Origin of the sequence: Rhodoferax antarcticus ANT.BR (assembly GCF_001938565.1) — a bacterium.
Taxonomy (GTDB): domain Bacteria; phylum Pseudomonadota; class Gammaproteobacteria; order Burkholderiales; family Burkholderiaceae_C; genus Rhodoferax; species Rhodoferax antarcticus.
Map to the genome: position 1 here is coordinate 20,642 of NZ_MSYM01000018.1, position 21,241 is coordinate 41,882.

At 56.8% G+C, this 21,241-nt stretch carries 19 protein-coding genes and 1 pseudogene; 19 read left to right on the forward strand and 1 reads right to left on the reverse strand.

What is annotated here, in order from left to right:
* The first annotated feature begins 20 nt into the window (after positions 1-20).
* The 7 genes from BLL52_RS16305 to BLL52_RS20460 are packed head-to-tail and all read left to right on the forward strand — an operon-like array spanning position 21 to position 8,816.
* Complete coding sequence (locus tag BLL52_RS16305; RefSeq protein WP_075587728.1) at positions 21-599, forward strand: GspH/FimT family pseudopilin; 579 nt, start codon at positions 21-23, stop codon at positions 597-599.
* 3 nt (positions 600-602) lie between these two features.
* Entirely contained in the window at positions 603-1,223 is a 621-nt protein-coding gene (gene pilV / locus BLL52_RS16310; RefSeq protein ID WP_075587729.1) for a type IV pilus modification protein PilV, read from the forward strand.
* Complete coding sequence (locus tag BLL52_RS16315) at positions 1,204-2,166, forward strand: PilW family protein (RefSeq protein WP_156876248.1); 963 nt, start codon at positions 1,204-1,206, stop codon at positions 2,164-2,166. The genes pilV and BLL52_RS16315 overlap by 20 nt, the downstream gene beginning before the upstream one ends.
* Entirely contained in the window at positions 2,163-2,768 is a 606-nt protein-coding gene (locus BLL52_RS16320) for a pilus assembly PilX family protein (protein WP_083634013.1), read from the forward strand. Before BLL52_RS16315 ends, BLL52_RS16320 begins: the two co-directional genes overlap by 4 nt.
* 2 nt (positions 2,769-2,770) lie before the next feature.
* Entirely contained in the window at positions 2,771-7,633 is a 4,863-nt protein-coding gene (locus tag BLL52_RS16325; RefSeq protein WP_075587732.1) for a pilus assembly protein, read from the forward strand.
* A 21-nt stretch (positions 7,634-7,654) separates the two neighbouring features.
* Entirely contained in the window at positions 7,655-8,089 is a 435-nt protein-coding gene (locus tag BLL52_RS16330) for a type IV pilin protein (protein WP_075587733.1), read from the forward strand.
* Positions 8,058-8,816: a hypothetical protein gene (locus BLL52_RS20460; RefSeq protein WP_139313438.1), complete on the forward strand. Its 759-nt coding sequence runs from the start codon at positions 8,058-8,060 to the stop codon at positions 8,814-8,816. Before BLL52_RS16330 ends, BLL52_RS20460 begins: the two co-directional genes overlap by 32 nt.
* Positions 8,817-9,038: 222 nt before the next feature.
* Here BLL52_RS20460 and BLL52_RS16340 read toward each other — a convergent pair whose 3' ends face one another.
* Positions 9,039-10,754, reverse strand: a complete 1,716-nt coding sequence (locus tag BLL52_RS16340) for an IS1634 family transposase (protein WP_075585441.1) — start codon at positions 10,752-10,754, stop codon at positions 9,039-9,041.
* Between the two features lie 163 nt (positions 10,755-10,917).
* Between BLL52_RS16340 and BLL52_RS16345 the strand changes: the two are divergent.
* From BLL52_RS16345 to tolA, 12 genes and pseudogenes are all read left to right on the forward strand, one after another.
* Positions 10,918-11,721 (forward strand): annotated as a pseudogene (locus tag BLL52_RS16345) (RibD family protein); the annotation flags it as partial.
* 78 nt (positions 11,722-11,799) lie between these two features.
* On the forward strand, positions 11,800-13,392 hold the full coding sequence (locus BLL52_RS16350) for an ATP-binding protein (RefSeq protein ID WP_075587735.1): 1,593 nt from the start codon (positions 11,800-11,802) through the stop codon (positions 13,390-13,392).
* Positions 13,393-13,447: 55 nt separating this feature from the next.
* Positions 13,448-14,584: a bifunctional diaminohydroxyphosphoribosylaminopyrimidine deaminase/5-amino-6-(5-phosphoribosylamino)uracil reductase RibD gene (gene ribD / locus BLL52_RS16355; RefSeq protein WP_075587736.1), complete on the forward strand. Its 1,137-nt coding sequence runs from the start codon at positions 13,448-13,450 to the stop codon at positions 14,582-14,584.
* A gap of 57 nt (positions 14,585-14,641) precedes the next feature.
* Positions 14,642-15,274, forward strand: coding sequence for a riboflavin synthase (locus BLL52_RS16360; protein ID WP_075587737.1), 633 nt, complete (start codon positions 14,642-14,644; stop codon positions 15,272-15,274).
* Positions 15,275-15,316: 42 nt separating this feature from the next.
* The gene (ribBA, locus tag BLL52_RS16365) at positions 15,317-16,435 is read left to right on the forward strand and encodes a bifunctional 3,4-dihydroxy-2-butanone-4-phosphate synthase/GTP cyclohydrolase II (protein ID WP_075587738.1); all 1,119 of its coding nucleotides are present in this window, start codon (positions 15,317-15,319) and stop codon (positions 16,433-16,435) included.
* Positions 16,436-16,458: 23 nt separating this feature from the next.
* A complete protein-coding gene (gene ribH, locus BLL52_RS16370; protein WP_075587739.1) occupies positions 16,459-16,935 on the forward strand; it encodes a 6,7-dimethyl-8-ribityllumazine synthase in 477 nt (158 codons plus the stop codon).
* On the forward strand, positions 16,932-17,471 hold the full coding sequence (gene nusB / locus BLL52_RS16375; RefSeq protein WP_075587740.1) for a transcription antitermination factor NusB: 540 nt from the start codon (positions 16,932-16,934) through the stop codon (positions 17,469-17,471). The genes ribH and nusB overlap by 4 nt, the downstream gene beginning before the upstream one ends.
* A 2-nt stretch (positions 17,472-17,473) precedes the next feature.
* Positions 17,474-18,658: a pyridoxal phosphate-dependent aminotransferase gene (locus BLL52_RS16380; RefSeq protein WP_075587741.1), complete on the forward strand. Its 1,185-nt coding sequence runs from the start codon at positions 17,474-17,476 to the stop codon at positions 18,656-18,658.
* Entirely contained in the window at positions 18,655-19,095 is a 441-nt protein-coding gene (gene ybgC / locus BLL52_RS16385) for a tol-pal system-associated acyl-CoA thioesterase (RefSeq protein ID WP_075587742.1), read from the forward strand. Before BLL52_RS16380 ends, ybgC begins: the two co-directional genes overlap by 4 nt.
* Entirely contained in the window at positions 19,092-19,784 is a 693-nt protein-coding gene (gene tolQ, locus BLL52_RS16390) for a protein TolQ (protein ID WP_075587743.1), read from the forward strand. The genes ybgC and tolQ overlap by 4 nt, the downstream gene beginning before the upstream one ends.
* A gap of 15 nt (positions 19,785-19,799) precedes the next feature.
* Complete coding sequence (locus BLL52_RS16395; protein ID WP_075587744.1) at positions 19,800-20,219, forward strand: biopolymer transporter ExbD; 420 nt, start codon at positions 19,800-19,802, stop codon at positions 20,217-20,219.
* Positions 20,220-20,229: 10 nt separating this feature from the next.
* Positions 20,230-21,192, forward strand: coding sequence for a cell envelope integrity protein TolA (tolA, locus tag BLL52_RS16400; protein ID WP_075587745.1), 963 nt, complete (start codon positions 20,230-20,232; stop codon positions 21,190-21,192).
* Positions 21,193-21,241 lie beyond the last annotated feature (49 nt).

The window sequence follows — 21,241 nt, forward strand, 5'->3', positions numbered from 1 at the left end:
CCCCACCCTAGACTGTCGCCATGGGCAAACCAACCTCCACGTTCAACAGGCCGAAGAAGTCTACCGGCTTTACCATCATCGAACTGCTGGTGACCATTGCCATTCTCGGCATATTGCTGGCTCTGGGCTTGCCTGAATTTCGCAGCTTCATTGTCAGCAACCGGTTGTCAACCGATGTGAAGGGATTCGTTGGACTCATCAACTACGCGCGAAGTGAAGCCATTACAAGAAATCAGAGCGTGGTGATTTGCCCGAAGGCCAATAATGCCATCACTTGCCAGAACTCTCAGTTCTGGGGTGTATATGAAATACAAGCGTTTGTTGACATCAATGGCAATGGACAGAGAGACACGTCGGACACATTGCTAAAGACTTTGACGGCGGTTGACCGTACATCCCTAGAACGAGGGTTCACTAGGACATCGGTAGGCACCATTGTTTTTCGATCTGTCGGACTCTCCACCGACACGCACACCTTTGACATTTGGACAAAGTCCAGCGACGTTGCCTATGAGACCAAATACGGCAGGCGTGTGTGTATCAGTCGGCCAGGGCGCGTCAGGGTCATTCCTTATCTGACAACCTGCACCAGTTTTTAAACCATGACTACGCAACACCCTCTGGTTTTTCGCCAACGCCTCAGCCAAAGTGGTGCCACTTTGATTGAAGCCCTGATTTCCATTCTGATCATGTCAATCGGGCTACTGGGCATAGCTGGCATGCAACTTAAGGCCATTTCGTACCAAAAGAATGCCTGGTCTACGCATCGGGTGGCAGAGATCACCAACGACATCGCCGAACGGATACTCGCCAACCCAACAGGCGCCAAAAATGGCAACTACGCCTATACAGCCGACTACGCCACTGGCAAGGCTGCGACACCTAGCAGCAACAACTGCCGTACTTCAAGTGCCTCTTGCACCACAGCGCAAATCGCTGCCGACGACATTGCAGACCTTTTAAATAAAGCACAAACCATTCTGCCCGGTGGGGCCGCACAGATTACCGGCACGCCAGCGACGGGCATGGTGGTGACGACCATGTTCATGGACAAGGAGTTCGTGGACCCCGCATCGGGTGCGCTCCTACCGTCAACAACCTGCACTTCCACTATAGATGCATCGACAAGCGACATAGCCTGGCGCAATTGCTGTCCGGCGGCAGCCAGCGTGCCTGACGGTGTGCGGTGCCGCCGATTCAATCTTGTCCCAATTGAGCCTTGACCTCATGCGCAGAGCCAACAAAACACCATTCGCCGGAACCAGATACGGCAACAGCGGCTTTTCACTGATTGAGCTACTTGTTGGTTTGGCTATTGGAATGGTGATTGCCATTGTGGCTTCAACCATCTACCTTTATTCCAAGACCGCCTATAACGCAGCGACTGAGACATCCGAAATGGAAGAAAACGGCCGGTTCGCGCTGAACCTGGTTGCCAAATACATTCAGAGTGCCGGTTTTGTGATGGTTGACCCTAAAGGTACTTTGCCGGAGGGTCCCATAGACAACAAGATATTTGGATGTGACCTGGGTTTTGTCAACCCCACCACAACCGCATCGCTTGCCGACCTGGCCTGCAGAACCGCCACGCCTGCGGGCGAATTGCCCTCTGCTTCCATTAGGCTGATCGCAGAAACCGATGCATACGACTTGTCATCAGCCAAGTATCAGGGGTTTGATTGTGTCGGGATGGGCTCAATACCAACGACATTGGCTACCGGCACAGTGGTGAATGAAACACGCTCATATTTTGTGGTCACCCACACCAATGTTCAGACGCCCAATGGAACCGTGCGTATGGGGCAGTTAACCTGTGTCTCCGATCGAACGCTCCCCGCAGGTACGGCGGCCTTCCAAATGCAACCATTGATTCCAGGTGTTGAGCAACTTAGATTCACTTATTTGCTGCCGTCATTAATCGATCTGAATTCAGCTCAAAGAGCCAGAACTGCTGCGCAAGTCACTTCGGCCGTCAATGCAAGCGATCAGTGGCCGGCGGTACTGGCTGTTGAGGTTTGCGTATTAACAAAATCGGTACAGCCTGGGGGTAACGACACCGGAACTACATACACAGATTGCTACGGGACCGCTTTAGCCGCAACAGCTGGCGAAAGTTATCGCACCTTCACGACAACGGTCAGGCTCAGAAACAGGACCAGTTCATGAAGAAGTCAAGAGTTCTTTCCATGCGTGGTAGCCAATCATCAGCTCGGTCCCAAGCTGGCGTGTCCTTGGTCATTGTGATGATCTTTTTGGTTATTTTGAGCGGACTCGCTATCACTGCCATGCAAGGCTCAACCTTTTCAGCGCGTATTGCAGGCAATGAATCAGATCGAACGCTGGCTTTTCAAGCCGCAGAAGCAGCGTTAAAAGATGCTGAAAATGACATACGGAGTCAGCTTTCCAGTGGTGCGGTTTGCCCTGTTACATCGACATTGTGCCGGGCTGATCCGATTGACAAAGGCAATGGTTTTGACACGGCGTGCCCAAACGGGCGCTGCAATCCGAATGTCGGTTCGCCAATCTGGGAAACATCGAGCCGCTGGACCAATGCCTCGCCTGCGAACAACACTGCGATTTCAGACGGGAGCGTGGTGTATGGCTTTTATACCGGAGCGGCTGCGCTGCCGGTCGTTGCCCAACGGCCAAGGTACCTCATTGAATATTTCCCCAAATACGAAGCTACCGTGTACCGGGTGACTGCTTTAGGGTACGGCGCCAATGCAACAACTCGCGTGATGTTACAAACTTCTGTGAAGGCCAAGTAATCATGTTTACAACCGAACTCACCAGGTTTTCTTCAAGGCGCACCGTATCAGGGACCAGGGCGGCCGCCTGCGCATTGATGCTGCTTGTTACGGTGCTCATGACATTTGCAGCGCATGCGGTCAACCTCACTGCATTGCCCCCGTACCTTTCGGAGAACAAGGGGTCGCCCATGGTCATGCTGAATCTCTCCAGGGATCATCAGCTTTTTTATAAGGCCTACAACGAATACTCTGATCTGGATGGCGACGGTTTACCAGAAACTCAATACAAGCACACCTATCGCTATTACGGCTATTTCGATAACCAACGCTGCTATTCATACAACACCACCTCAAATCGCTATGTACCAGAGCGCAAAGAGAATGGAAGCGCTGCGACCGACCCTACCTATTGCGGTGGCGCGGGAGAATGGCACGGCAACTTCCTGAACTGGGCAACCACTACCCGCATGGACGTGGTGAGGCGCATTCTTTACGGGGGCTATCGGAGTACAGATGCTTCCATTGTTTCTGGCACATCCTTAACCGTTCTGGAGCGCGCCCACTTGCCGACCGATGCGCATGCGTTCGCCAAGTACTACTCCGGCACAGATATTCGGAAACTGACCCCCTTCAGCGCAGTGACCGAGATCAGCATCTGCAACGCTTCGTTCAAGAATGGTACGGTTAATTATTCTCATGGGGCCATCAGCGCACCGTCCATACGGGTGGCCAATGGAAATTTCGCGCTGTGGAACTCCAATGAAAGGTGGCAGTGCTATTGGAGCGAAGACAAGACAGCTACCAACGGCAACGTCGCTGCAAACTCCGGTATCAACGCGAGTGCCAATAACCCCTCACGCGCAACAAATGGACTGGGTACAGGTTATGCTGCGGGTTCCTACACAGCTCGCGTTGAAGTTTGTAAAACCGGGTTGGACAGCGCCGTGGCGCCAGCGACCGGATTTACAGATGATGAAAAATCGCGCTGCAAGTTATACCCACTGGGCAACTACAAACCGGTGGGTTTACTGCAAAAATACGGCGAGAGTAACCAAGCCGCTTTCGGGCTGATGACGGGCAGCTTCGACAAGAATATCTCTGGTGGCGTTCTGCGCAAAAACGTGGCCTCATTTACCGATGAAGTTGATTTGGACGATGGCCAGTTCAAGACAGGCGTGAATGGCATAGTCGAAAATCTTAACGCGTTGAGAATATACGGGTACGACTACAGGGATGGCACTTACACCGGGTTAGACACGTGCAATTTCCAATTGACCTCCATATCGGAAGGAAGTTGTACCAGTTGGGGAAATCCGATGGGGGAAATTTACCTTGAATCATTGCGCTATTTGGTTGGCAAGGTACCTGGAAGCCCGACAACTCAGATTTCTCCAACCACGGCATTCAATAACGCTGCCGGGGCTAAAGATGCGGCGATTGGGTTGACAGTTGCAGCTTGGTCAGACCCGTTTGCATCAACAACAACCGCGAGCTTTGGTGACCCTATTTGTAGGCGCACCAGCGTGGTCAACTTCAACGCAAGCGTCACGTCTTATGACATTGATCAGTGGGGCAGTCAGACAGACATTAATGGCCTCAGTGGTGCTACGACAGTTGCTGCGCGTACAGATCAGATTGGCACATCCGAAGGTTTATATGCATCGGGCGCCAAATGGGCTGTTGGCAGCACCGCAACTGATCCCAGCAAAATCTGCAATGACAAGTTTTTTACCAGTCTTGCGGGCGTCAGTGGCATTTGCCCAGAGGCACCTACCGCCAATGGTGGCTACCTGATGGCCGGTTTGGCATTGCAGGCCCATACCACGCCCATTCGTACCGATATATACGTTCCCACAACGAATACGCGCGCCTTTCGCGTTGACACCTATGGCGTCGCATTGGCAACAGGCACGCCGCGTATCAAGGTGCCGCTGCCAACTGACCCTGCCAAGTTTGTGATCATTCAGCCGGCTTACCGCCTGGTAACAGGTGGTGGCCAGGGTGGCGGCGCGTTGGTTGACTTCCGGGTGGTGTCTCAAACGTCGACGTATGGTAAGTACCTCATACAGTGGGAAGACTCCGAACAAGGCGGCGACTACGACCAAGATCTTTGGGGCACGTTGGAATACACGGTGGTGGGAAATAACATCAAGATTTCCACACAGACTTTTTTCGAGTCCACGAATACTGCTCAGGGTTTCGGGTATGTCATCTCTGGCACGGGCCCGACAGTGGCTGCCAGTCAGGATGGTGTGCACTTCCACTCCGGTATCGAAAACTTTTACTATGTTGATCCTGCGAACATTTCGGTTACGCCTACAACCAACCTGAATGCCTCAGGCGGTTGCAACCCTTGCAATGTCGGAAACGGCAAAACCATTGCTACCTATTCGATGCTAGGGGTATCTGGTTCGGTACTACACGACCCTTTGTATTACGCCGCCAAGTATGGTGGCTTTGACAGAGCCAAATATTCGACAACAGCCTATGTGCCAGGCAATGTGCTGATGCCCGATGCCTGGGATGCAAAGAACACGGCTGGCACCACCGTTGCAGGCGGTGATGGCATTCCCGATACGTATTTTTATGCCGTGGATCCGGGTCAGCTGGAAACGTCTCTGGAACAGATTTTTCAAACTATCTTGAAAGCTGGCGGTGCTGCACCCGCTGCAGCAACCTCCTCGCGCACGTCGGCTGGGGGCTACGTCTATACCAGCACTCACAGCATCAAAGAGGCAGGCGCAGGCGTTGATGCGGACGTCAGCGGGCAATTTTTGCGCTTTGGCTTTGCGCCAGATGGCAATGTTTCAGGTACCCAGGATTGGGATGCTGGGGCTGTGATGACGACGCAGGCGGCTGGTTCCGGCTGGGACACAGGGCGGAAAATATTTACCTTGTCCGATACTGCATCCGTCGCGTTCCGTTGGGCAAAACTGTCCGCAGTACAACAAGACGTTTTGAGAACGAATCCAGCATCCGGCGCGCTGAGCACCGCCACAGTGGGTCAGGCTCGCCTCAACTGGTTGCGCGGTAGTGCATGTGACGAGGTTGCAGCCGGCAGCACTTCTTCCACAGCGGGATGTGCGGCCAGCGTGGGTTTGCGTGCCCGGCCAGTTACCAAACTCGGAGCAATCGTGAACTCAACGCCTTGGTACGTGGGGCAACCGTCCGCCGGTTATACCAACACCGAATATGACGGCGGCTACGGTACTTTCCGCACCACCAATGCAGCAAGAAACGCCGTATTCGTTGCCGCCAATGACGGCATGGTACATGGCTTTAGCGGAGCCACTGGAAGCGAATTGCTTGCCTATGTGCCGCGCGCCCTCTACACCACTAGCGGTACCGCGCCCTATTCCAAATTGGCCGCCATTACTGCCAAAGACTTCTCCTTAGGTACTGGTGTGGATCGCATGAATGCCGATGGCAGCGTGATGGCCGCCGACATGAAGACCGGCACAACACCCACAACACTGACTTGGAAAACGTATCTGTTCGGCTCCTTCGGGCGAGGCGCAAAAGGCGTATTTGCGCTTGATGTGACCAACCCAGCGTCTGTTACCGAGTTGGATACCGATGCCGCAAATGTTGTCACGTGGGAGTTCACTGAGTCCTCCGATACTGACGTTCCTTCGGACATGGGCTACATAGTGGGCCGTACAAACACCCGTTCAAATGGACAACCTACCCAGACCGGATACATGGCCAATAAAAAATGGGCCGTCATCTTTGGCAACGGATACAACAGTGCCAGTGGGAACGCGGCCTTGTACATTTTATTTGCCGACGGCCCAGCAACTGCCAGTTCAACGACTTGGACTGCTGGTACGCATTACAAGAAGATCGTGGTGGGCACAGCCGGGCTCGGGCCCAACAATGGCTTGGCAACCCCAACCGCTGTTGACAGCAACAATGATGGCGTCATTGACGTGATCTATGCGGGGGACCTGAAAGGCAACGTCTGGAAGTTCAACGTTTCGGACCCTAATCCCGCAAACTGGGGGGTAGCGACGACAGGAAGCGTTCCCTCGTACCAAGCAACGACCGAAGTCATCAACGTCGGGCCACCTTCTACCACGACCACTGTCGCGCAGCCGATCACCACGGCCATCGTTCCGTTTCCTCATCCGCAGGGTGGGTTTCAGCTTTTCTTTGGTACCGGTAAGGTACTGGAAACTGGGGATTACCCCATGGCCTCGCCATATAGCCAAACCATTTATGGAATTTACGATCAACCTGGGGTCTCAACGGCAATCACCACCGGCAAAACCAATCTAGTTAAGCAGACCACGACTACCGTTGGTGGCTATCGCTACTTTTCACAAAATGCTGTGAGCTACCCGAGCAAAAAAGGCTGGTATCTCGATTTGCCAGAGTCGTCAGAGAGTGTGATTTTTAACCCGGTATCCGAGGGCGCATACCGGGTAAATGTCCGATCTCTGGCACCGCAGTCGACTTCTGACGGATGCCGCTATGACGCGACTTCATTTGATGCGACCATCAACCCGATCGGTGGCAACCCAATTGTTAGGCTCGTACCCGGTGCACCACTCGTCACTGGTTATGGTGCGGTCGGTGGTTCAACACAGAATGCATTTGAGTTCTCCAAGGGCGGCGTTTTTTCAGCCCCCACTCCAGCCCCCAGTACTACTGTTTGTACGGCCGGCGACCCAGACTGCGTATGCAATCCAGCTGTGCCAACGGAGTGTGTTTTATGTCCTGACCCGCTAACTTGCAATCCGCCATGGGCACCCAGAGCCCAGAACCAATGCATGTTCCGCACGCTTACTGCCTTGGGTAGTGGCGGCATAGAAACGACCCAGCGATTTGGCGCATGCAGCGACGGCCGGATTACTTGGCGCGAAATCTTGCGTAATCAATAGAGAAGATCACACGGAAACGATATGAACAAGCGACTCAATGCCTCTGGTTTCACGTTAATTGAATTGATGATTGTTGTAGCAGTGATCGGAATACTGGCGGCAATTGCCATGCCCTCTTATAGTGAATACGTGGCCCGTGGCAAGCGCGCTGAAGCGCGCGCTGAGGTGCTCAAAGCAGAAGGATGGCTGGAGCGATACTTTACCGAGAACAACCGTTACTCTGACACACCGACCAGCACGGTGAATGCAGCCTTCTCGAGCCGCTTTGGGGCAGTGCCAGCAACCGGCGGAGCAAACTACAACATCACGCTAGCAGTGGCAAGCGCAACTTACACAATCTCAGCAACCCCAGAGGGCAGCATGGCCGGTGACACCTGCGGAAGTTACTCAAAGACTAACACTGGCTCGCTGGCTGCATCGGGCAGTGGCAGCGATCCCAAAAAGTGCTTTAAATAGCCTGCTCGTAGCACCCTTAAAACTTTTTTTGCGGCTGGTGTTGAATTCAACAATCCCTTTTGCACCAACAACAGCCGCAACAAAGATGAAGGCTTCTATGGGAGTAGTGGTCTGCACACTTCTCGTTTTGAGCTTGCACTGGGCGGTCTTAGGTGCAATTACCAGTTGGGGGAGGTCGCCCAAGAGGCAAATAGCTGGACCGCAATCAACTCTGAAAGTGAGCTGGATTCAGCCGAATCCATACTCAATGAAACCTGGAAATACAGGTTCGCTAGATCCGGGACTAACTGGGGCTGCGGAAAAGGACTTGCCTCTAGGCGCACAAACCAAGGCACCAAACGCCACGAGCAATTCAGAAAGCCTGGTTTCCCAGGCAGATTTGTCCAGTTCAGACTCAAATCCCGGATGGAGTCCTCTGCTTTATCGTTCAAGCCACGAGGTAGATACCCGTACAGTGCCAGCCGTTGACTGGGTGATTCATCCTGACTCAGCGCCCAAGAACACCTTGGCAACCGTGGTTGTGACGGTCTGGGTTTCTGCAATGGGTGTTGTTGATCACTTTCAGATTGAGGACCAGCAACCTGCTGGGGATTGGACGTCTGCCACGATGTCTTCGTTGCAAACCACCATCATGGAGCCCGCGACTCTTGGCGGCGAACCGGTTGCGAGCACTATGACGATAGAAATTTTTATTGACAACCATGGTGATGCACCTCGAACAAATTGACGTCATACTGACTGCGCTTAGATACGCCACTGAGACGCGAGATGTCACCCCACCTCATCCAACACAGTTGGGTGCGTGTAAACCGACCCAAACGGGCAAGCTATAGGTATCGGGGTAACACAGGCGATAGGCGGCCCGCACGCCGACATCATGGCCCCCCAAGTTCGACACTTCCTGCACGCAAGTGATTGATTTCATTAGAAACGGACTTCAAAGCGTAGACTACAAAACAGGCTTAGCCAAGTCAGACGGGGTTGGCGGTGTCAAATCCAGTGCGGTAAACAGCGACTTCTGAGCCGGTGTGATCTCAGTTAAACCCGCCAGCGTTTTGCCATCGCCGCTCTGCACGGTCTGCTGATGAATGCGCTTGAGGCTCTCCAGCAGCGTGCTGGGCGACTCGGATCGCTTCGCAGCTTTCAGGCGCATGCGCATCACCCGGTACAGCACTAGCGCCATGAAGCAAATCAGTGCATGCGCGCGAATGCGCTGAGGCAGCCGGTGGTACACCGGGCCAATCTCGATGTCAGATTTGAGCACCCGAAATCCCCGTTCAATATCGGCCAGACTCTTGTAACGCTGCACCACCTCAGCCGCTGGTGCATTGGTGTTGGTCACCAGCAGCAACTTGCCATCGAGTAGTTCCAGGTAGCGCTTCTTATCCTCATCAATTGAATAGCTGAACAGGTCGGCCTTCAAATCCACCTTGATCAAATGCGCCATATGCGCGTCTTTGACTGCATGGTAGAAGCGTGCTTTGGTCCCCGAATCCGACATCGGGCGGCCTTTGCTTTTGTTCTTTTGACCCGCGCGTTGACTCTCGTCTTGCGCATCGAGTTTGACACTGCACTGCTGGCCCAATTTGAGCAACTCTGCCATCGTGTTGTCACGCGCCGTGGTGCGCCGGTTGGCAGCCACCGGGTCGTGTGCGACCACCAGACGGCTATCGCTCCATTTTGTTTCACCGCACCATTCTTGGGTGGCATCCTGGCCCTTATGCAGTTTTTGCAGATCATCTGCAAAGTCACCATAACGCGCCGCCGGCACCGCCAGGATGTACTCAACGGCGACATCACGGCCATCCTTTTTCAACTGGGCCTGCAACTTGTCCAACTCTTCAATGTTGGCCGTGCTGAGCAGCCCCCGATCGGCAATCAGCACCACACGCTTGAGCGGGTAACGCACCAACAACCCCCGAATCATGGGCAGCAGGGTTTTGGCCTCTGCCGTGTTACCGGGATGTACTTCATGCGCGATGGGCAGGCCCTCGCAGGTTTGCACCAAGGACAACATGAACTGGCGCTCAATCAGGCCCGACTTGGCCAAGCCGTAAGCGCGCACATCGTCTTGCAAATCCGTCTGTCCGGTGACCGCAACCGTGGTGAGGTCATAAAACACCACCGAGAGGTCTTGGTCAATCAGCGGACGCATGAGCGTGGCCAGTCGGAGCTTGAGTTTGTCGCTGTGCTCATCGAGTACATCCATGGCGCGCAGCAGGTGCTGATGCTCAGTGACGATGCCAGAGCCTGCGGGCAAAGCCACGGTTTGCAGCCAGCGCAGCACACCGAGTTTGCTGCCAGGGTCACACAGGCGGTTGAAGACCATCAGGCGCAAACAGGTCAGAACATCAATCTCTGTTTTGGAGCGCCGCCAAGAAGTCGCCAAATCATCAAAGCCCAAGGTTCGCCAGAGTTCAGACAAGGCCCAGATGTCACCAGCATGGCGACTGTCAGTAAAGCGCAGGTCATCAAGTGCAGACGCAGCAGGGGCAATACCTCGGGCGCGTTGCAAGGAGGCAATCAGGGTGTCAACGTCGCCGCCGGACTCCAGACGACCCAGGGTGCAGACGGTGCGCTGGCGGGGTTTGCCTTCATCATTGCGAAAGGACTCCACCAACTGGGCGTAGCGGCGACCGCCAGACTGGGTGACTTTGATGAACATGGCGCTGAGTGTAGCGCAAGTCAGAAAAAACGAAAACTACCCACCAAATGAAACGTGCCACTACATGCACTTTTTGCTTTCAACCAGAAAATCAACGTAAGTGGTTGAATTCATTGGTAAGCCAGGGCGGGAAAACCAGGAATTCGGAAAAACAGTGTCGAACTTGAGTGGCCAAGGCTTTGCGCGCATGCGGGCGGCGGGCATTGAGGTGCTGGTATTGCCCCCTGATGACCCGCTGGCCATTGCGTCGCGCGAGCTCAATATCGGCTTTTTCAGCCGGATGATCCGCAAAACACCGTGGGTGCGCATGAAAATGGCAGCCTCGCCGGACGGCGTCACGGCGCTGCCCAACGGTGCCAGCCAGTGGATTACATCGCTCGAAGCTCGCGCCGACGGCCATGCCTAGCGCGCCCGTGCCTGCGCTGTGCTCACCGGCATGGGTACGGTTTTGGCCGACAACCCAAAACTTGATGTGCGCTTGGTGCCCACCCCGCGTCAACCGCATTTGGTCGGGGTCGATAGCCGCCTTGAGACGTCACTGGATGCTGCACTATTCATAGCTAGTCGCGCTTGCTACATCTACGCTGCAGTGCCAAATGACATAAAAAAACAGGCACTCGAAGCGCGTGGCGCCACCGTCATCTACCTGCCCGCCACACAGGCAGACGGCATGCCTACCGGCCAGGTTGATCTGGCGGCCATGCTGCAAGACTTGGCCAGGCGCGAGATCAACGAGTTACATATAGAAGCCGGTGCAAGGCTTAAAGGCGCGCTGATTCGCGCCGGGCTGGTGGATGAATTTTTGGTGTACCTGGCACCCAAGCTCATTGGCCAGGGGCGTGGCATGGCGGATCTGGGGGCGCTCACCGACCTGTCGCAAGCCGTGCCGCTGACGTTTGTATCCACCGAATTGGTCGGCCTGGGCCTACGCGTGCTGGCCAGAAGGCAAGGGCGAGAGCCGTTTTAGCTTTTAACGTCGCAAAGTGCTGTCATATCGGGCACCCAGCTGTCATGATGGGAAGCGGTCTACCTCTAGAATGGTTTTATGAGTTCCACAGTCGCCAACCACATCGCCACAGCCGCTGCGCCCCGGCGCAGGCTGCCCATTGGCATTCAAACCTTTTCTGAAATTATTCAAGAAGGCCATTACTACGTGGATAAAAGCGCCTACGCGGTAGGCTTGGCCAATGAAGGCAAATATTACTTCTTGAGCCGCCCCAGGCGTTTTGGCAAAAGTCTGTTTCTAGACACGCTGCGCGAAATGTTTGAAGGCAACCAGGCGCTGTTCAAAGGCTTGGCAGCTGAAAACGCGTGGGACTGGTCCAAAAAATACCCGGTGATTCGCATCAGCTTTGGTGGTGGCGTGCTGGGCTCAGTGGCCGACCTGGGGCAAAGCCTGCACCAGCAGCTCACCCTGCTGGAGCAGTCTTTTGGCTTGAAGCCGCAGTTTCCCGACCACCGCAGTCGCTTCAAGGAACTGATCATCCATGTAGCCACCCGTGCAGGCCAGCGTGCCGTGGTGTTGGTGGACGAGTACGACAAACCCATTCTTGACCGCATTGAGTCCCCGGCCATTGCCACCGACATTCGCGAGGTACTCAAAGACTTTTATTCAGTGCTCAAGGACAGCGACGAGCATTTGAAGTTTGTCTTTTTGACCGGCGTCAGCAAGTTCAGCAAAGTCAGCCTGTTCTCGGGCTTGAATAACTTCAAAGACATCACCTTGGACCCGCGCTACAGCACCATCTGCGGTTACACCGATGCGGATGTGGACACGGTGTTTGCGCCTGAGTTGCCGGGGCTGGACCGTGAGCTGATTCGCCAGTGGTACAACGGCTACAACTGGCTGGGCGCCTCGGTTTACAACCCGTTTGGGCTGTTGCTGTTGTTTGACACGCGACAATTCAAACCGCACTGGTTCGAAACCGGCACTCCCACCTTCCTGATCAAACTGCTGCAACAGCGCCAGCAGTTCACCCCTGATTTGACGCGCATCGTGGCCTCAGAGTCTTTGCTGGCGACGTTTGATGTGGACAACATTCCGGTGGAGGCACTGATGTTTCAAGCGGGCTACCTGACCATCAAAGACATTTGGCAGGCACCCGGACAAATGGAGCTGACGCTGAAATACCCCAACATGGAGGTTCAGTCAGCCCTGAACAACAGCCTACTGCAAAGCCTGACGGGCGGCTTGAATGTGCCAGGGCAGCACCTAAGCCGACTCTACAAACTGTTGCAAGCGCAAGACTTTACCGGCCTGAAAACCCTGTTTCACGCTTTTTACGCCAGCATTGCCAATGACTGGTATCGCAAGAACGAGTTGAGCGGCTTTGAAGGCTATTACGCGAGCATTTTCTACAGCTACTTTGCCGCGCTGGGGCTGGATATCCAACTCGAAGAAGCCACCAACCAGGGTCGCATCGACATGACGGTGCTGTTTAACCAACAGGTGTTTCTGTTTGAGTTCAAGGTGGTGGAGCTGAACCCGGCGGGCCAAGCCTTGCAGCAAATCAAAGACAAGGGTTATGCCGACAAATTCAAAGCCCGGGGTGAGCCGATTCATCTGATTGGGGTCGAGTTCAGCAAAGCCACTCGCAACATTGTCGGTTTCGAGGTTGAAACGCTACAAGTTGCATAGCTGCTTGCGCTTGTAACATAAGGGCTAGAAGGTTATTTCTTATATAAAGCTAACCATGCCTGATACCGAAGTCTTCATTCAACAAGCCCTGGCGCAAGCAGCGCAAAGCTTGCTGCTCACCTCCCCCAACCCGCACGTAGGCTGTGTCATCACCAGCCCTGACGGTAATCTGTTGGGCCAAGGCCACACCCAGCCAGTCGGCGGCCCGCACGCCGAGATCATGGCTCTGCGCGATGCCGCCGCCATCGGCCATGATGTCCGCGGAGCCACCGCCTACGTCACCCTGGAGCCCTGCGCGCACCAAGGCCGCACTGGCCCGTGCTGCGACGCACTGATTGCTGCAGGCATCAAAAAGGTGGTCGCCACCAACACCGACCCCAACCCGCTGGTGGCCGGTCAGGGCTTTGCGCGCATGCGGGCGGCGGGCATTGAGGTGCTGGTGTTGCCCCCTGATGACCCGCTGGCGATGGCATCGCGCGAGCTCAACATCGGTTTTTTCAGCCGCATGATCCGCAAAACGCCCTGGGTGCGCATGAAGATGGCCGCCTCGCTGGACGGTAAAACGGCATTGCCAAACGGCGTCAGCCAATGGATTACCTCGCCACAAGCCCGCGCCGATGGTCACGCCTGGCGCGCCCGCGCCTGCGCTGTGCTGACCGGCATGGGTACCGTGCTGGCCGACAACCCCAAGCTCGACGTGCGGCTGGTGGACACACCGCGCCAGCCCGCAGTGGTGGTGGTTGACAGCCGCCTTGAAACTCCGCTTGATGCTAATCTTTTCATAGCTGGTCGCGCTTGCTACATCTACGCTGCAGTGCCAAATGACATCAAAAAGCAGGCACTCGAAGCGCGTGGCGCCACGGTGGTTTACCTGCCTGGCGCACAGGCCAATGGCACGCCCACCGGCAAGGTTGATCTGGCGGCCATGCTGCAAGACATGGCCAAGCGCGAAATCAACGAGTTGCACACAGAAGCGGGTGAAAAGCTCAATGGCGCCCTGATTCGCGCCGGGCTGGTGGATGAATTTTTGGTGTACCTGGCGCCCAAGCTCATTGGTCAGGGGCGTGGCATGGCGGATTTGGGGGCGCTCACCGACCTGTCGCAAGCCGTGCCGCTGACGTTTGTATCCACCGAATTGGTCGGCCCGGACCTGCGCCTTCTGGCCAGAATTCCGGGACGAGACAGTTTTTAACCAGGTGTTTGCACAGGCGCCCGAAGCGGGCGCGCCATTCCCTGCGAAAATACGCCGATGTTTACAGGCATCATCACCGGCATCGGCCACATCATTTCCGCTCAACCCTTGGGCGATTCAGTCACTTATGGCAAGCGCCTGACCATCGAGCCACCCACGGGCTACCTAGACGACGTGGTTTTGGGCGACAGCATTGCACTCAACGGCGCCTGCATGACCGTGACCTCGTTGGAGCGAGCGCAGCAGCAGTTCACCGTCGACATTTCTGCAGAGTCGCTCAACAAGACCGCAGGTTTGGACAGCATGGGCGCGATCAACCTTGAAAAAGCCCTTCGCGCCAATGACCGGCTGGGCGGGCACATGGTGTCTGGCCATGTAGATGGCGTGGGTGAGGTCACGCGGTTTGAGCAGGTCAGTGAAAGCTGGCTGCTGCAGGTGTTGGCACCTACCGCTCTGGCGAAATACCTGGCCTACAAGGGCTCCATCACCGTCAACGGCGTGAGCCTCACCGTCAACAGTGTTCAGGACCTTCCCGAAGGCTGCCTGGTGAGCATCAACCTGATTCCCCACACCATTGAAAACACCGCACTGGGCACCTTGCGCAGCGGCTCCACGGTGAATTTGGAGATTGATCTGATTGCCCGCTATGTTGAGCGCATGCTCGACCCCGGCCTTCAGCCAGTCACATGAGCCACGCTACACCTTATTACTGCCTGCACTATCCCCAAACACATGACTACTGCACTGCAACCCGTTGCCATCTCCCCAGTTGAAGACATCGTCGCCGACATTGCGGCTGGCCGCATGGTGATTCTGGTCGATGAAGAAGACCGCGAAAACGAGGGCGACCTGATCATGGCCGCTGACCACGTCACGCCGGAAGCCGTGAATTTCATGGCCCGCTTTGGCCGTGGCTTGATCTGTCTGACGCTGACCAAAGAACGCTGCGAGCGGCTTCAATTGCCCCCCATGGCGGCCCGCAATGCCGACAAAAAAAACACGGCGTTCACCGTGTCCATCGAGGCTGCCGAAGGCGTCACCACCGGCATTTCTGCCGCTGACCGCGCCCGCACCGTGCGCGCCGCCGTAGCCACAAACGCCCAGCCTGAAGACCTGGTGCAGCCTGGCCATATCTTTCCGCTGCAGGCGGTAGAAGGCGGCGTGCTGATTCGCGCGGGCCATACCGAGGCGGGTTGTGATCTGGCTGCCATGGCCGGTTGCTCGCCTGCCGCCATGATTTGCGAGATCATGAAAGACGACGGCACCATGGCGCGGCTGCCCGATTTGCAGCTGTTTGCCGCCGAACACGGCCTGAAAATTGGCACCATTGCCGACATGATTCACCACCGAAGTCGCATGGAGTCACTGGTGGAGCACATCGGGCAGCGCCCTTTCAACACCGCTTTTGGTCAGTTCACCGCCCATGCCTTCAAAGACAAAACTGCCCACGGCGTGCACCTGGCGCTGGTCATGGGCGAATGGGCGGTTGACGAAGCCGTGCTGGCCCGCGTGCATGAGCCATTGTCTGTGTTGGATGCACTTGAAAAAGGCCGCACCATGCACTCCTGGAGCCTGGAAGCCGCCCTGACCCGTGTTGCCGCCGAGGGCAAGGGTGTGGTGGTTTTCCTCAACTGCGGCGAAAGCAGTGCGCAATTGCTGGCGCAGTTTGAAGGCACCGCCAAGGCCAGCCACGGCCCCGAGCGTGGCCGCCTGGACCTGCGCACCTATGGCGTGGGCGCACAAATTTTGCGCGAATGTGGCGTGCACAAAATGAAACTACTGGGCAACCCCCGGCGCATGCCCAGCATGACCGGCTACGGTCTTGAAATTGTCGGCTACGTCACGCCCTAACCCCAACAACCCATCCAAACACCATGCTGATCGCAGAACAAGGCGCACTTGACGCCACCGACCCCCGCCTGAACGGCAAAAAGCTCACCATTGGCATCGTGCAAGCGCGTTTCAACACCGACATCACCAACGCCTTGGCAGAGGCCTGCCGCACCGAACTGCTGGCCCTGGGCGTCGCCGAAACAAACATCACCCTGGTGCAAGTACCCGGCGCGCTAGAAGTGCCCGTTGCCCTGCAATCCCTGGCCGACAACCTGAAATACGACGCGCTGATTGCGCTGGGCTGCATCATCCGCGGCGAAACCTACCACTTTGAGCTGGTGGCCAACGAATCTGGCGCGGGCGTGAGCCGCGTTGGGCTGGACTACAAGGTGCCGATTGCCAACGCCATCCTGACTGTCGAAAACATCGCCCAAGCCGTGGCCCGCCAAACCGACAAAGGCCGTGACGCTGCACGCGCGGCCGTTGAGATGGCCAACCTGCTGGAAAGTATTGCATGAGTGAATCAAGCCACCCCAGCCCCTCCAAACGCCCGCCGCGCCAACCCCGCAAGGGCCTGACCAGTACCGGCGTGCGCAAAGCGGCCAGCAAGTCTGAGCGTTCCCGCGCTCGTGAATTTGCACTGCAGGCGCTCTACCAAGTGCTGGTCGGCAAAAATCCGCTGGACGACGTGGACACCTTCACCCGTGACCTGGCCGGGTTTTCCAAAGCCGATGCAGTGCATTTTGATGCGCTGCTGCACGGCTGTGCCGAACACGCAGCCGAGCTGGATACGCAAATTCAGCCGGCGCTGGACCGCCCTTTGAGCGAAATCTCGCCGGTGGAACACGCCTGCATGTGGATTGGTGTGTATGAATTTGCCCACTGCCCGGATGTGCCTTGGCGCGTGGTGCTGAACGAATGCATCGAGCTGGCCAAGGAGTTTGGCGGCACCGACGGCCACAAGTATGTGAACGCCGTGCTCAACGTCCTGGCCCGCCAGCTGCGTGAGACAGAAGTGAACGCCGACCGACCCTCGGGCCGCGCCTCTGCTTGACCATGAAGGTGTCTGAGCGCGCCCAGCGCATTGAGCCGTTTTACGTGATGGAAGTCGCCAAAGCTGCACAGGCTTTGGCAGCCGGTGCAGCAGATTCTGGCAAGCCGATGATCTTTTTGAACATTGGTGAGCCTGATTTCACCGCGCCGCCGCTGGTGCAAGAGGCCGCGGCCAAAGCCATCCGCGACGGTTTGACGCAATACACACCGGCCACCGGTCTGCCTGAACTGCGCGAGCGCATCAGCCAGTGGTACCTGCAGCGCTTTGGCGTGGCAGTGCCTGCCAGCCGCATTGTGGTGACCGCCGGGGCCTCGGCCGCGCTGCAACTGGCTTGTCTGGCGCTGATCGACCCGGGCGATGAGGTGCTGATGCCTGACCCCAGCTACCCTTGCAACCGGCACTTTGTGAGCGCTGCCGGGGGCAATGCGGTGCTGATCCCCACCACCGCTGCGGAGCGCTTTCAGCTCAGCGCCGACAAAGTCGCTGCCGCCTGGAACCAAAAGACACGCGGCGTGCTGCTGGCCTCCCCCTCGAATCCCACTGGCACCTCTATATCGCTATCAGAAATGAAGCGTATTCATGAGGTAGTACAAGGGCTGGGAGGCATTTCTATCATTGATGAGATCTACCTGGGCCTGAGCCATGAGGCCGAGTTTGGCCAGACGGCTCTGGCGCTGGGTGACGACATCATCAGCATCAACAGCTTTTCCAAATACTTCAGCATGACCGGCTGGCGCCTGGGCTGGCTGGTGGTGCCCGAAGCGCTGGTATCGGTGATCGAGCGGCTGGCGCAAAACCTGTTCATCTGCCCCAGCACCATTGCACAACATGCCGCGATGGCATGCTTTGAGGCCGAGAGCCTAGCCGAATACGAGCGCCGCCGTGCCGAGTTCAAGGCCCGGCGCGACTACTTCATCCCCGCCCTTAACGCCCTGGGGCTAAGCGTGCCAGTGATGCCCGACGGTGCGTTTTACGCCTGGGCCAACTGCGAGGCCGCGTGCGACAAGCTGGGCGTGCAAGGCAGCTGGGATTTGGCTTTTGCGCTGATGAACCGCGCCCATGTAGCGGTCACGCCCGGGCGTGACTTCGGCCATGCCGACACCGGGCACTTCATCCGCTTGTCAACCGCCAATTCAATGGCGCAACTGCAAGAGGCGGTCAGCCGACTCACCATGCTGCTGGCATGACGCGCACCACTGCCACCCAGCCAGGCACTGATCGGCCATCGTTTAGCTGGCCGTTGCGCGTGTACTGGGAAGACACCGACGCGGGTGGCATCGTCTACTACGCCAATTACCTGAAGTTTTGCGAACGGGCCCGCACCGAGTGGTTGCGTGCCTGCGGCATCCACCAACAAGCCTTGAAGCTGGAAACCGGCGGCATGTTTGTGGTGGGTGAAGCGCATGTGCGCTACCTGAAAAGTGCCCGGCTCGACGATGAACTTTTGGTGACCACCGCGCTCACAGAACCGGGTCGGGCGTCCATGACCATCCAGCAGCAGGTGCTACGCCAAACCGACAGCGAGCCGGTGCTGCTGTGCCAAGCCACCATCCGCGCCAGCTGGGTCAACGCCCAGGGCAAACCCACCCGAATTCCCCAAGTTATCCTGGACCAACTGTTATGAACCAAGACCTTTCCATCCTCACCATGGTGCTCAATGCCAGCCTGGTGGTGCAACTCGTGATGGTGCTGCTGATGGGGATTTCGATCGCCAGCTGGGCAGCCATCTTTCGCAAACTGTTTTCGCTGGGCAAGGTCAAGGGCCTGAACGACAGCTTTGAGCGCGAGTTTTGGTCAGGCAGCAGTTTGAACGACCTGTATGCCGGAGCGGCCAAAAACGCCAAAACCTCCGGCCCGATGGAGCGCATTTTTGCCAGCGGCATGCGTGAGTACCAAAAACTGCGCGAAAAACGCATTGCCGACCCCGGCACCCTGATGGACGGTGCCCGGCGTGCCATGCGCGCCAGCTTTCAACGTGAGATGGACGTGATCGAAACCCATCTGTCGTTTCTGGCCTCGGTAGGCTCTGTGTCGCCGTATGTGGGCCTGTTTGGCACCGTCTGGGGCATCATGCACTCGTTCATTGGCCTTGCTGCCTTGACCCAGGTGACCCTGGCCACAGTGGCGCCCGGCATTGCCGAAGCGCTGGTGGCCACCGCCATTGGCCTGTTTGCCGCCATTCCGGCGGTGGTGGCCTACAACCGCTTTGCACGCGACATTGACCGCATCTCCATCCGGCTGGAGACCTTCATCGAAGAGTTCTCCAACATCCTGCAGCGCAACGTTGGCGCCCAATCTGCCTCCGGGCATTAACCAGGAGCCAACAACATGCCAGCAACAGTGGGCCGGGGCCGCGGGCGGCGCGCCATCAACGAGATCAACATGGTGCCTTTCATCGACGTGATGCTGGTGCTGCTGATCATCTTTATGGTCACTGCTCCGCTGATTTCACCCAGCATGATCAACCTGCCCAGCGTCGGCAAGGCCGAGAAGCAACCGGACCAAGTGCTGCAGATCATCATTGGCAAAGACGAATCGCTGGAGCTCAAAGTCAAAGACAAAACCAGCTCTGTCACCCTCAAAGACGTGGCAGGCGTGGTCAAACAGGCCCAAGAAGGTGTCGCCAACTCGGCCGTGGTCATCAGTGCCGATAAAAACGTCAAGTACGAAGCAGTAGTGAAAGTCATGGACAAGCTACAACGTGCGGGTGTGGCGCGCGTGGGTTTGTCAGTGCAACTGGCCAACTGATCAACAGGACATGCACGCCCACACCGACCGCCTTGAATTCGCACCGCCAGGCACCCCTGGCCGGGTGCGCGCGGTGATTCTGGCGCTGCTGGTTCACGGCCTGCTGCTGGCGGCCCTGGCCTGGGGCGTGCGCTGGACCCGAGACACGCAGATTTTGAGCGCAGAGGCCGAGCTTTGGTCTGCCCTGCCACAAGAAGCCGCGCCCCGAGCCATTGAGCCACCGCCCCAACCTACAGTCCCGCCACCGCAACCGACACCACCACCGCCCAAGCCAGTGCCGGTAGTGGAACCCCCTGCCCCGCTGCCCAAAGTGGACATTGCACTGGAGCAGGAAAAACGTCGCTTGCAAAAAGAGCAGGCTCGGCTGGAAGAACTCAAGCAGGAGAAACTGCGCCAGAAGCTGGCCAAAGAGCGCGAAGACAAACTGGAAAAGGCCAAGCTTGACAAATTGAAGCAAGACAAGCTCAAGCAAGAGCAGCTCAAGCAAGAGCAGCTCAAGCAGGAGAAACTCCAAGCCGCGCAAGACAAGCTAAAAGAAGAGCAAGCCACCAAGGCAAAGCAAGCCGCCCAGGACAAAAAGCAGACCGCGCTGGAGGCCAAACAACTCCAAGCCCAGCGCCAGAAAAACCTGCAACGCATGGCCGGGCTGGCGGGCGCCAGTGGTGCGGCTAATGCCACTGGCAGTGCAATGAAGTCGTCTGGGCCATCGGCCAGTTATGGTGGCCGTATCCGCGCGCGGGTCAAACCCAACATCGTATTTATCGATGACATTGCCGGCAACCCCACCGCCGAGGTGGAGGTGCGTGCCGCGCCTGACGGCACCATTGTGGGCCGCAAGATCACCAAAAGCAGCGGCAACCAGGCCTGGGACGACGCGGTGATCCGCGCCATCGACAAGACCGAAGTACTGCCCCGCGACATCGACGGCAGCATGCCGTCAACCCTGACCCTGATCTTCCGGCCCAAAGACTAGCAGCTACTTCTGATAGCTGCCCGCGCTTTATCCATAAGGGCTAGAGGCT

Excerpts from the sequence above, each read along its gene's own strand:
- BLL52_RS16395 (WP_075587744.1), top strand. The coding sequence starts at position 19,800 with ATGCCAGCAACAGTGGGCCGGGGCCGCGGGCGGCGCGCCATCAACGAG.
- nusB (WP_075587740.1), top strand. The coding sequence starts at position 16,932 with ATGAGTGAATCAAGCCACCCCAGCCCCTCCAAACGCCCGCCGCGCCAA.
- pilV (WP_075587729.1), top strand. The coding sequence starts at position 603 with ATGACTACGCAACACCCTCTGGTTTTTCGCCAACGCCTCAGCCAAAGT.
- BLL52_RS16325 (WP_075587732.1), top strand. The coding sequence starts at position 2,771 with ATGTTTACAACCGAACTCACCAGGTTTTCTTCAAGGCGCACCGTATCA.
- ybgC (WP_075587742.1), top strand. The coding sequence starts at position 18,655 with ATGACGCGCACCACTGCCACCCAGCCAGGCACTGATCGGCCATCGTTT.
- BLL52_RS16360 (WP_075587737.1), top strand. The coding sequence starts at position 14,642 with ATGTTTACAGGCATCATCACCGGCATCGGCCACATCATTTCCGCTCAA.
- BLL52_RS16380 (WP_075587741.1), top strand. The coding sequence starts at position 17,474 with ATGAAGGTGTCTGAGCGCGCCCAGCGCATTGAGCCGTTTTACGTGATG.
- ribBA (WP_075587738.1), top strand. The coding sequence starts at position 15,317 with ATGACTACTGCACTGCAACCCGTTGCCATCTCCCCAGTTGAAGACATC.
- BLL52_RS16340 (WP_075585441.1), bottom strand. The coding sequence starts at position 10,754 with ATGTTCATCAAAGTCACCCAGTCTGGCGGTCGCCGCTACGCCCAGTTG.
- BLL52_RS16330 (WP_075587733.1), top strand. The coding sequence starts at position 7,655 with ATGAACAAGCGACTCAATGCCTCTGGTTTCACGTTAATTGAATTGATG.
- BLL52_RS16305 (WP_075587728.1), top strand. The coding sequence starts at position 21 with ATGGGCAAACCAACCTCCACGTTCAACAGGCCGAAGAAGTCTACCGGC.
- tolQ (WP_075587743.1), top strand. The coding sequence starts at position 19,092 with ATGAACCAAGACCTTTCCATCCTCACCATGGTGCTCAATGCCAGCCTG.
- BLL52_RS16320 (WP_083634013.1), top strand. The coding sequence starts at position 2,163 with ATGAAGAAGTCAAGAGTTCTTTCCATGCGTGGTAGCCAATCATCAGCT.
- ribD (WP_075587736.1), top strand. The coding sequence starts at position 13,448 with ATGCCTGATACCGAAGTCTTCATTCAACAAGCCCTGGCGCAAGCAGCG.
- ribH (WP_075587739.1), top strand. The coding sequence starts at position 16,459 with ATGCTGATCGCAGAACAAGGCGCACTTGACGCCACCGACCCCCGCCTG.
- BLL52_RS16350 (WP_075587735.1), top strand. The coding sequence starts at position 11,800 with ATGAGTTCCACAGTCGCCAACCACATCGCCACAGCCGCTGCGCCCCGG.
- tolA (WP_075587745.1), top strand. The coding sequence starts at position 20,230 with ATGCACGCCCACACCGACCGCCTTGAATTCGCACCGCCAGGCACCCCT.